Origin of the sequence: Streptomyces sp. NPDC051020, from assembly GCF_040683105.1 — a bacterium.
In the GTDB taxonomy this organism is placed as follows: Bacteria; Actinomycetota; Actinomycetes; order Streptomycetales; family Streptomycetaceae; genus Streptomyces.
On the sequence record NZ_JBFBCG010000079.1, the window covers coordinates 21,417 to 32,563 of the forward strand.

At 69.4% G+C, this 11,147-nt stretch carries 9 protein-coding genes; 3 read left to right on the top strand and 6 right to left on the bottom strand.

Annotated elements, in window-relative coordinates; genetic code table 11:
- Positions 1-7 precede the first annotated feature (7 nt).
- The 6 genes from AB0N06_RS30955 to AB0N06_RS30980 form a co-directional block, all read right to left on the bottom strand.
- Entirely contained in the window at positions 8-1,546 is a 1,539-nt protein-coding gene (locus AB0N06_RS30955) for a DNA cytosine methyltransferase (RefSeq protein WP_366138010.1), read from the bottom strand.
- 46 nt (positions 1,547-1,592) lie between these two features.
- Complete coding sequence (locus AB0N06_RS30960) at positions 1,593-2,579, bottom strand: DNA cytosine methyltransferase (RefSeq protein ID WP_366138011.1); 987 nt, start codon at positions 2,577-2,579, stop codon at positions 1,593-1,595.
- A 10-nt stretch (positions 2,580-2,589) separates the two neighbouring features.
- Positions 2,590-3,060, bottom strand: a complete 471-nt coding sequence (locus AB0N06_RS30965; RefSeq protein WP_366138012.1) for a very short patch repair endonuclease — start codon at positions 3,058-3,060, stop codon at positions 2,590-2,592.
- A 14-nt stretch (positions 3,061-3,074) separates the two neighbouring features.
- Positions 3,075-5,993, bottom strand: coding sequence for a Z1 domain-containing protein (locus tag AB0N06_RS30970; RefSeq protein WP_366138013.1), 2,919 nt, complete (start codon positions 5,991-5,993; stop codon positions 3,075-3,077).
- A gap of 24 nt (positions 5,994-6,017) precedes the next feature.
- Complete coding sequence (locus AB0N06_RS30975) at positions 6,018-7,547, bottom strand: ATP-binding protein (RefSeq protein WP_366138014.1); 1,530 nt, start codon at positions 7,545-7,547, stop codon at positions 6,018-6,020.
- Positions 7,548-7,770: 223 nt separating this feature from the next.
- A complete protein-coding gene (locus AB0N06_RS30980) occupies positions 7,771-8,769 on the bottom strand; it encodes an SEC-C domain-containing protein (RefSeq protein ID WP_366138016.1) in 999 nt (332 codons plus the stop codon).
- 78 nt (positions 8,770-8,847) lie between these two features.
- Between AB0N06_RS30980 and AB0N06_RS30985 the strand changes: the two genes are divergently transcribed.
- The 3 genes from AB0N06_RS30985 to AB0N06_RS30995 all read left to right on the top strand — a co-directional run bounded on the left by AB0N06_RS30985 (position 8,848) and on the right by AB0N06_RS30995 (position 10,991).
- Positions 8,848-9,645: a class E sortase gene (locus AB0N06_RS30985; protein WP_366138017.1), complete on the top strand. Its 798-nt coding sequence runs from the start codon at positions 8,848-8,850 to the stop codon at positions 9,643-9,645.
- Positions 9,646-9,763: 118 nt separating this feature from the next.
- Positions 9,764-10,099: a DUF6412 domain-containing protein gene (locus tag AB0N06_RS30990; protein ID WP_366138018.1), complete on the top strand. Its 336-nt coding sequence runs from the start codon at positions 9,764-9,766 to the stop codon at positions 10,097-10,099.
- Between the two features lie 121 nt (positions 10,100-10,220).
- Positions 10,221-10,991 carry a YidC/Oxa1 family membrane protein insertase gene (locus tag AB0N06_RS30995; RefSeq protein ID WP_366138019.1) on the top strand — a complete coding sequence of 257 codons (771 nt, stop codon included), beginning with the start codon at positions 10,221-10,223 and terminating at the stop codon, positions 10,989-10,991.
- Positions 10,992-11,147 lie beyond the last annotated feature (156 nt).

The following is an 11,147-nucleotide window of genomic DNA, read 5'->3' on the forward strand; positions in this document are numbered from 1 at the left end:
GGAGGGGTCATCTGCCGGTGAGCGGGTGCCCCTCCCACTGCCCTTGCTCACGCGCCTTCACCGGCTTGCCGGGTGGCTGCCAGGTCTCCAGAGCCCCGACGGCCTGTTCCAGCCTTGCTCGGGCCTTTTCGCCGCTCAGCTCCGGTTCGAGGACCTGCCGCAGCACGTGCAGGGCCAGCCGGGGCGGCACGGCGTTGCCGATCTGCTGAGACTGGTCACCGCCGCTCCAGGGATACGTGACGGGGAACGTCTGAAGCACGCCGGCCTCGGCGAAGGAGAAACGGTCGAACCCGGGAAGGCCCGTGTCGGTGCCCTTGTGGACCAGGCGGTTCCGAGACACCTTCCCGGTGATTGTCGAGGACGGGACGTCGTGATCGCGTCGACCGCGTGCGACGGGATCGCCGCCGGTCCCGTAGTTCGACACAACGGTGAAGGCGGGACGGTCCGGCAGGTGCGGGGCGATGCTCCGCGCCTTCTTGAGGGCCGTCTCCATGGACACCCAGGCTTCTTTCGGCGTTCTGTCGAGGCTCTCCTCACCGGCGTCCCAGAGAAGAGCGTCCGTGCGGTCCGCTGTCGACGACTTGGTGGGAACGTTCCGAGGACGGTAGCGCTCGTGGGTCTCGGCCACCTCACGGATGTCGGTTCCCCCGAGCCGTGCCATGAGCACCGCGCGCTTGCGGGTCTGCGGAACCCCGAACGCCTCGGTGATCATCAGCTGCGTCCTGGTCCCGTAGCCGAGGGTGACGAGCACCTCGGCGTACTTCTCCCACACGGGCATCACGGCGGGCACCTGCTCCAGGACGACGGCCTCGTAGGGCTCCGCCCCAGGGCGCCGGCTCCGCTCGATCACCCACCACAGCGGCTGGAGGACCAGCCCCGTCCGTTCGTCGCCGAACTCTTCGAGCCTGACCTTGAAGCCTTCGATCTCGGCATCCAGGGCGCTGAACTCCTCGATCAGACCCTTGAGCTCCGTGTCCCTCAGATCGATGTTCCGTGGACCCCTGAGCGTCTTCAGGACGACCTTGATCTCCTCCGGAGAGCTGCCGTGCTCTTTCAGGCTCTCCCGGAGCGCCTTGCGTATCACGGCTCGGCGCGCCTCGGCCTCACGCTTCTCGTCCTTGACCGCTTCGGCCCGGACGGCCTTCCGCCGCAGCTCCTCGGAGATCTCGCGCCAGGTCCGGAAGATGTCCTTCCACTCCATGCTCTCCGCACGCACAGCGTCGTGAAGGCGTTCTATGTACTTCACCACCTGATCGAGCGCCCTGCGACCGGCGCCGTGTCCGGCGACGGTGAAGGTCTGGCAGGGAGGGCCACCCGTCAACACCTGGGCGTGGGGGAAGAAGGCCGCGCGGTACTTCCTCACGTCGCCGGCGAAGGTGTCCATCCCCGCCGCGCCGCGGGTGGCGCACGCGTTCCTGTCCCACTCGATGCCGGTGACCTGGTGACCCAGGACATCTGCCGCCACATCCAGCCCACCCGGCCCTGCGAACAGGTCCAAGATGCGGAAACCTGCAGGTGAGGGGGGTGCGCTCTCGACGTGGCTCATGGGCTTGAAGTGTAGCCGGCGTTCGGGGGTGGTATTCCCGTCTTGCCTAAGCACGGGCGGGCGACCGTAGCGCGGCCGCGATGGCCCCGCCCAGGGCCCTGCCGACCGGCGGAGGGGTGGCGTGACCGATCTGTCGGTACCGAACCGTCTTCCCGCCCGTGATCCGCCACTCCGGAGGGAACGACTGCAGTACGGCCGCCTGGTCCACCGTGATCTTCAGCATCTGGGCCATGTCGTCCGAGCGAGGCCACTCGTAGTCCGGCCCCGGCACCTCGTCGGCCAACGCGCCACCGTTCACCCCCATCCGCGCCCAAGCCCGCTTGGTGCCACTCGGGCCGAGGTCCGGGCCACCCCGGTTGTCCGAGCCCCCGACGAGGGTCGGCGCCGAAGCCCGTGCCTGGTCCGCCCAGGCGTCGGCCTCGGGCCAGCCTCGTGCGCTCATCGAGCGGCGCAACGCCCGACCTACCGAGACGTGCTCGCTCACCGTCGGCGTCGGAGGAACGAAGGCATGGAACCACGGCTCCTTCATCGCCACGAGAACGCCCTGCAGCCGATCCTGCGGAACGCCGAAGTCCGCCGCGTTAAGCACGAACCAGCGGAACCGGTATCCGAGATGCGTCAGTTCGGCCTCGATGAACTCCCGGACCTCCGCGTACGCGGGCGAGTCGACGAGAGCGGGAAGGTTCTCCAGCAGCAGGGCGCGCGGCTGGATGGCGTGCACCAGGTAGATCGTGGCGGTGAGCAGTCGCAGTTCCGGCTCGCTGTCCGACCGCCCCACCGCGGCAGAGGCCTTCACCCGGGGCAGGCCGGCGGAGAGTAGATCGACGTCCAGAGTCTCCGGGCGCTCTTCCGGGAGGAAGTCGATCAGATCCTCACAGAGGACCTTCCACTGCGGCCGGTTGGCCAGGAGGGTCTCGCACGCCTGGCGCTTGTTGTCGAGCAGGAGCACCGGCGAGAAGCCCGCGCTCTCAAGTCCGGACGCCAAGCCTCCGGCGCCGGAACAGACATCCACGAAACCGAGTCGATCAGTCATCCGCTCACCCTCAGCCCTTCGGACGGCGTTGCTCGCGTGCCCTTTGCAGCTGTCTGTCCCGAGCCTGATTCTCCCGGTCCACCACCGTACGTACCGTCGCCGCGACCGCGGCCGCGGGAGCGTGCTCCCAGAACCGCAGCACTGTCCACCCGGCCGCGGTCAGATGCTCCGTCGTCTCCACGTCCCGGGCCATGTTCCGATCCAACTTCTTCCGCCACCACTCAGAGTTCGCCTTCGGTTGCGTGGCGTGCTCGGGGCAGCCGTGCCAGAAGCATCCGTCGATCATCACTGCCACCTTGGCCCGGGTGAAGGCGATGTCGATGGTGCGCCGGGACATGCCCGGCACGCGCTCGTTGACCCGGTAGCGATAGCCCGCGGCGTGCAGCAATTTCCGGACCGCTACCTCAGGCGTGGTGTCGCGGCGCGCTTGGCGACTCATCCGGGCGGAGACCCCGGGGGACGAAGGTTCTGCCGTGCTCATCACTGTCAAGTCTCCTACGACCCGTCGCCCTCGCGATCAATGATTGCGAAATCGCTCCTCCCCGAATCGATGGTCCGGAAGCGCAGCAGGCCCCCCTCCCGGCCGGTCGACGACTTCGGAGCGACCAGTGAGAACGCCATGACCAGGTGTCGAGGATCGATTGCTCCGCCGCCCGACAGGCGGGGCTCGGCCTCGACGACGGGATACAGGACCAGGACGCCGCGCTGCTCCCGCACGAGCGACTCGAGCAAGGGGTCCGCGGAATCCTTGAGGGCGCCCGCCACCCGCAGGGCGACGCCACGGTGCTTCGGCTCGCTGATCGCACCGAAGAGATCGCCACGTCGGCGGGTTCGGTGCGCCAGCGTGAGCGGGCGGGAGCCGAGGACCGTAGCCTCGGTGCTGCTGTTCGAGGTCTGCTGCGGGACTACGACCAGCCAGTCGTCGATGCCCGCGCCATGGTCGCCCGCCGCGATGAGGGACTCCAGATGCGGCGAGAACTGGGTGGGGGCCGACCACCGCAGATCGCACAGGATCTGCAGCAGCGCGGCGTGGTCGAGGGTGCCTATGAGCGCCTCGTAGCTGTCGCTGCGGCCGTGCTCGGGAGAGAAACAGCTCAATGTGACGGGAGCGGGGTCCAGCGACTCCAGGACCGGGCGCCACGCCTCCACGTTGTGGCGGAGGTCGTCGGGATCCGTCGGGTACGCCGTCGGCTCCACCCACTGCCCCGGCGAACGGATCTCCACCAGTTCCGCGTTGAACATCTTGTTCCGACCGCTCGGCTTGATCCACGGCAGGTGCTGGGAGACCAGCGGCGGGATCTGAGCCGGGGTCACCTGCGGTTTGCCGTCGACCAATTCCGCGTAGCGCGACAGCTGGGAGCGAAAGGTTTCCTCGTCGTGGCAGATCGCCTCGAAGGCCTCGTACAGGTCGACTGTCTGCGTCTTGGTCAGCGGCTCCTCGCGGCCGATGTAGAGGCGGACCAGGTCGCGATAGCCGGGGCGGAAGCCGAACCAGCGGCCCATCTGCATCAGGGTGTCGGCCTGGCGGGTGGTGCGGCGGTAGTAGGTGATCGTGAGGCCCTCGACGGTGAAGCCGCGGGACAGTTTCGTGCCGCCGACGAGGATCTTCCAGACTTTCGGTGTGCGGTCGAAGTCCAGGTCGATCTGGGAGAAGTAGCGGTCCGTGTCGCCGTTGACGACGATGACGGGGGACCCGCCTGACGACACGCGTTGAAGCGTGGGGGAGATGTACGGCCTGAGTTCGGCGTACGAATCGGGGGTGGGCAGACCGTCGGCCGCGTATGTCCGGAAGTCGGCTCCGAACAGGGCTTCCAGGCGGGCGTGCCCCTCGCGGGACATGTATCCGGCGTGGTCCCACAGGGACTTGATGCGTTCGGCGAGATCCGCGTGGTCGTCCATCTTCACCGACTCGTGCACCAGCATCGTGTGGTGGCGGAACGGGTCTTCCGGGACCCCGTGATCGGTGCGGTACAGCTTCAGTGCGCCCGTCAGGACGAACGCGTCCATCGCCTCCTGGAGGCGGTCGCCCGTGTCCTCGTATATGCCGCGTACGTGGGTCTCCTCCGCCGCGCCCTCGCCGTCCAGGTCGTGGAAGTCCTGCACGCCCATGTAGCCGACCGGTCGCGGCAGGGAGATGAGGAAGTCGCGCGGGAAGATGTCCTCGCCGTCGCTCGGGTCGATGAAGACGTTCGCGAACGGGGTGGCGGTGTAGCCGACGTACTGGGCGCGGGGGAGCAGGCCCAGGAGCTGGGAGATCAGTCCGTTGATCGCCGTGCGCTGGATCTGGCCCGACTCCCACTTCTTCGGGTCGGAGGTGTTCACGGAAGCCTGGTCGGACTCGTCGTCGATGATCAGGGTGGGGATTTCGCGGAGGATCGGACCGATCTTCTTGAGGTCCTTGACCAGGTTCGTCAGGACGGACTTGTTCTTCTTGACGACCATGACGCGAGCGGCCGCGCGATGGAGGTTCTCAGGGACGTACAGCGGGAGGTGCGGTTCGCGCTTTTCGATCTCCAGGGCGCGGATGCCCTGCAGAAGGCTGCGGTAGTCGTTGTCCCGGGTGGTGAGCCGCTCGATGTTGAACGGCCGGTGGCCGTGGCTGACGAACTTCTCGGGCCAGTCCTCGTCGTCCTGGTAGTCGATGCCGACCAGGGCGTCCGGGTCCGAAGGGTCGGCGCCGCGCAGGATGTTCTCCTGGCCGATCAGTTCCATGTCCAGGCGGCGCTGGGTCTGGCCCCGGAGGAGGTTCAGGGTGCCGCCGAGGACGATGACCAGGCGGTAGCCGGCGTCGATGGCTTTTGCCGTGACTCCGGTGAAGTTGGCGGTCTTTCCCGACTGGACGTAGCCCACGACCAGGCCGCGGGCCCCGTAAGCCTCGGTTCGGGTGGGGTCGGAGAGGCGCTCGACCACGGCGTGGCTCGCCTCGTCGAGGCTGGAGACGGCCGCGTCCGACCAGCCTTTGCGGCGCAGGAGTTGCTCGTACGAGTTCCAGTAGAAGGAACGGGCGGCGGCGGTGTCGCGCGAGTACCAGGACGTGAAGTCCTTGCTGATGACCGTCGCGCCGGGCTCCTTGAACACCGGGACCGCCTCGTCCAGTGCCTTGCGCAGGTCGGGTCCGAAGCCGAGGCGGGCGTAGGTGTCCGCGCGGCGCCCGTCGGTGCGGGCGGCGGCGGTCGACCAGTCCGCGTGTTCCGCGAGGTCCCAGGCGGTCAGTGTGCGGTGCCAGAGCGCGGTGAGTGCGTCGCCGGGGCCCGCGGCGACGATACGGTCCCGGAAGTGCCCGAAGTCGGTGTCGGCGGGTTCCTCAGCCTCGGACAGGACGAATGCCAGCTTGGCGAAGGGCTTGGGGCCCCGACGCATCGCGCCCAGGACATCGCCGTGCAGGTTGTAGAGGTGATCGGCAGCGTCGGTCATGGCGTAAGGGCTCTTTTCGGCGGGTCAGCGGGAGAGTTCGCAGCGGGCGGCGGTCACCAGGACGCTGTTCCACAGGGCGACGTTGTCGGTGTGGACGGCCCGCACCCGTTCCTTCTGGAAGATCTCGTTGACCATGAGGTAGAGCATGCTCTTGACGACCGGGGCGTCGTTCAGGCCGCCGCGGCGGCCTCCGTTGAAGGCCTGCCGGTACTCCTTGTTGAGCCTGACCTCCCGCTCCTCCCGGTCGAGTTCGAAGAACACCTCCGACGGCAGCGTGTCCCAGCGGAAGGTGATCGGGTCCTCGCCGTCCAGCTCTGGCAGTTCGTCCCGCAGGGCCCGCTTCAGCTTCGGGTCGAGGCCCTTGCCGGCCGGGATGACGGCCTTGCGGGTCGGTTCCGTGGAGCGGCGGGCCGCCTCCCGGTACGTCGTCTCCGCTTCCTGGAGGTACGCGGCGAAGGTGTGGCCCTTGTCGTCGGCGGCCTGTTCGAGACCGCGGGCGAAGGCGGGCGTGACCGTCACGCCGTCCTTCTTCACCGTGAGGCTGAAGACGTCGTTCGGTTCGGTCGGCAAGTCCACGGCGATCCGGGCCAGGGCGAGGTGGCCCTCGGCGCTGCGGGTGCTGTTCCAGCCGCCTGCCTGGACGAGCCGGTCATTGCGGTAGATGTAGAAGCCCTGGCGTTCGGCGAGCGGACCGATGCCGCGGAAGCTGACCAGCGGCGACTTCGGCGGCCAGATATGTGCGGTCAGCGCGAGCTCGCCGACGCCCTCGATCGGTGCGGTGTACGTACGGGGGTAGCCGGCCCGGCCCGGCACCCGGTAGCCGAACGGGTCGAGCGGCTCGACGCCGCGGTGGTCGAGCTCCTCCCTGGTCCGCACGTCCTCGACGACGATGTCGACGTTGAAGCCCTCGCGGGCCAGGAAGCGGTGCAGATACAGGCCGAGGTGGGTCTCCAGCTTCTCGATCGCGTCGTTGAGGAAGCGGTCGGCCTGACCGGTCGTCACGGTGTCGAAGGCCCGGACGTGGTCCCAGCGGACGATCGTGCCGTGCCACTCGACGATTCCGTCGTAGCGGTCGACGAGGTCCTGGCAGTAGCGAGGGTCGACGACGTCGCACGTGAAGTCGGCCTGGGCACGGGCTGTCAGCCAGCGGCGGCCGGTGGACGGGCTGCGCTTGGTCCGGCTGATGACGGTGAGCGAATCGGCGTGCGAGAGGGATGCGGCCTTGAGGCCCGCCCCGAAGTGGCCGAGCGCGCTCTTGGCGTACCCCTCGCGGCCGCCGACCGTCATCGCGGTGTCCAGCGCCTCGTCGTTCATGCCGCATCCGTCGTCGACGACGAGCAGGCTGACGAGGCGGTCCTCGTCCCGGAGGAAGCTGATGACGACGTTTCGGGCGCCCGCGTCGATGGAGTTGTCGACCAGGTCGGCTATGGCCGCCTCGAAGCCGTAACCCTGGTGCGTCAGCGATTCGACGTAACGGGCGGCGGGTGGAAGCCGCTTGCTGCCGGTCGTCGGGATCTCGTACTGCCAGTCGCCGGAAGGCTGATAGGGCGTCATGACGGCTTCCTCGCTCACACAGAGCTGAGACCTGCGTGGGGGAGGTGCGGCCCTGAGATCAGTGGATGGGATGTGATGATATTGCAAAGGTGGGGCATTGAGGGGACCTTCTCGCAGAAAGAGCGCCTCATTCCGCCTGCTCATACGCCCAAGGACCCCGCCGAAGCGGGGCCCTTGGGATGTATCAGATGTGTCCGTGCGTCAGCGCCCCTCGGGCAGACGCTCATGCGCCCCCGTGGCACTCCCGGTACGCCCGCCCCGACCCGCACCAGCACGCCGCGCTGCGGGCCGGCGGCCACGGGACCGCGCGGCCGCGGGCCGCGAGGGTGGTGGCGTACTGGGGGAGGAGGTCCGGGTCGGACGGTGACGCGGCCTCCGAGGCGGCGAACGCCTCGTACGACGGAACCGTGCCGGTGACGATGCCGAGGTTCGGGGTGCCTGCCGCGTGCAGGTCGCGGAGAGCGGCCTCCAGGCGGGTCAGGTGCTCGGGGTGGGACGGGTACTCGGTGCGCAGATCCGGATACGCGGCGAGGAGCTCGTCGAGTTCCGCCGCCGTCCAGTGCAGGACCGCCACCGGGAACGGGCGGGACAGGGCCATGCGGTAGGTGCCCAGTTCCGCGCGGAGGCGAATGATCTCGGCCTGGAGCTCGTCCGGGTCGGACGAGCCCAGCGACCACAGGCGCTTCGGGTCGTGGAGCTCGTCCAGCGGGACCGTGGCGCTGTGGAGGGTGTCGGCGAGCTCGTCCCAGGCGTCGTGGCCGAGGCCCATCAGACGTCGTACGCGGTGGCGGCCGAACAGCAGGGACTGAGTGGCGTACGGGACTTCCTCGCCCGGAGCCAGGAGCAGGGTCAGAGCGGCCGAGAAGAAGTCGTGCGCCGAATCCAGCTCGTCGTGCGATTCGAGGGTCTCGGCCGCGATCCTCCAGGGGGCCGCTTCGCGCGGTCCCGCCGCGCGGAGGCCGTTGATGATCGCGCGGGCCTCGGCCTCGTGACCGTACTCCCAGAGATTCGCTGCCTTGAGGGCCTTGATCAGGGACGGTTCGGCGGGATCCGCGGCGAGCAGTTCGTCGTAGAGGGTGGTGGCGCGGGGGCGCTGGTCGGCGAGCTCCAGGTGGGCCGCGGCGCGCAGGAGCAGCGGCTCCCGGTCGTCGGGGTACTGCGCCGCGGTGCGCAGCAGGCGCTCGGCTTCGGCGATGTGGTCAGCAGGCGTGTCGGGGCGCATGGACCACACCGTACTGCTGTACGGCTACTGGGCGGAGAGTTGTTCCGGCCCTGGTGAGTTACGGGTCGTGCCCCTATCGTGCGGGCCGTGAGGGAGCGGATACCGGTTGCGGTGCAGCGGAACCCGCGCGGGCGGCGCGTTGCCGCGGGTGCGCTGTGGACCGGCGCCGAGGCGGTCATGACCCTGGGTGTCGTGCTGCTGCTTCTCGTCGTCCATCAGCTGTGGTGGACCAATCGGCAGGCCAGGGCGGGAGCCGAGGACCAGGTGCGGGCCCTGGAGCAGGAGTGGGGCCGGGGCACGGACGGGGGCGGACAGCCGGTGGGGCCCTCGGAGGGCGGGGACGGGGACGACGGCTCGGCCCCGGTGTCGCGGACCGGTGGTGGCGGGAACGGGCGTACGACGGCTGCGGCGCGCGCGCCTCGCTGGGATCAGGCGTACGCCGTCATCCGCATCCCCCGCCTCGGGCTCACCGCCCCGGTCGCCCAGGGCATCAGCAAGAGCGGTGTTCTCGACAAGGGATACGTCGGGCACTACCCGCGCACCGCGCAGCCGGGCGGCGCCGGGAACTTCGCGCTCGCCGGGCACCGCAACACGCACGGCGAACCGTTCCGGTACATCAACCGGCTGCGCCGGGGTGACCGGATCATCGTCGAGACCCGGGAGCGGGTGTACACGTACGTCGTCGACAAGACGCTGTCCCGGACGTCGCCGCGGGACAGCGGGGTGATCGCCGCCGTTCCGCGCAGCAATGTGCGGCCTCACGCCGGGTACAGCGAGCCTGGTGCCTACGTGACGCTGACCACGTGCACGCCCGAATTCACCTCCCGGTACCGCCTCGTCGTGTGGGGGAGGCTGACGGGAGTCAGGGGGCGGTAGGCCCTTGTGGCCCGGCGGTGCCGTCGCCGGGCTGAGACCGACCGGCTCCCGGAGCCGTCGTGTATATAAACTGGGCGGCCGAATGAGCGAGCGAGCGGACCGAGCGGGGGAGGGATCGATGAACAGCAGTATCGACAGTCGCCTGCACGGTGGCATCGCCCGCCTGCCCCGGCCCGTCGCCATCCTGCTCTTCCTGGTCACCGAGGTTCTCCTCGCCGAGGGCGGCAGCCTCTCCGCTGCGGTCGCGCTCGCCGCCACCGCCGCCGCCGGTTCCGCACTCGTCGCGTGTTCGGTCATCAGCGCCCGCTGCGCCGCCCCGGTGCCCCGCACCCGGGTCCGTACCGCCATGCGCGACCGCGAGAAACGCACCGCGTTCCTGCCGCAGCGCGATCCCGACGCCAAGGGGCGCAGGCGGCCCCGAGCCCCCGGCCGTGCCCTCCTGACGGCCGCGTAGGGACCTCGCACCTTCTCCGCCCGAGCACCAGTACGTGTGCTCGGGCATGCCCCACGCGGGTCGTCATGCCGAGCCAGATCGTCTTTCTCCCGGCACGACGAGACCCCCGGAGGGCTCATCCATGTCCACGATCATGTCCGCTTTCGCCACCCTGGTCGGCTCCTTCGCCGATCTGCTGCACCCGCTCTTCCAGGGCGCGGCCACCGCCGCCGCGATCGTCCTCTTCACCGCGCTCGTGCGACTCGCCGTGCACCCCCTCTCGCGGGCCGCCGCGCGTGGGCAGAAGGCCCGCACCAAGCTTCAGCCGCAGATCGCCGAGTTGCGCAAGAAACACGCCAAGAACCCCGAGCGCATGCAGAAGGCGCTCATGGAGCTGCACCGGGAGGAGAACGTCTCGCCGCTGTCGGGCTGCCTGCCCAGCCTCATGCAGATGCCCGCCTTCTTCCTGCTGTACCACCTCTTCTCCAGTCCGACGATCGGCGGCGACTCCAACGAACTGCTCAGCCACGATCTCTTCGGCGCCCCGCTCGGCGAGCACTGGCACGAGGCGCTCGCGGCCGGCGGACCGTTCGGCGCCCAGGGCGTCGTCTATCTCGGCCTTTTCGCGATCGTCGCCGTCGTCGCCACGTTCAACTACCGCCGTACGAAGCGCCAGCTCGCGGCCGCCCCGGCCACCCCCGCCACCGGTCCCGACGGACAGCCGGCGCCGGGCATGGGCCTGATGACGAAACTGATGCCGCTGATGTCCTTCTTCACGCTCGTCTCGGTGGCGTACGTGCCGCTCGCCGCCGCGCTCTACATCGTCACGAGCACCACCTGGACCGCGGTCGAGCGCACCGTTCTCTACCGCGACCTGCCGGCTGCGGGCGCCGCCGTGGCCGGCGTGGCCTAGGGCGTGTTTCGAAAGTCCCGCCTGCCGGGCGGCGCCTGGCACGCACGCTCGCCGCGTTGTCGGGCTCGCCCCGATACGCCCAGTATCGGGGCGACCCTCCGCCTTGCGATCGCACGCACCAGACGCCGCCCGGCCCGCCCTACGGGCGGACGACGC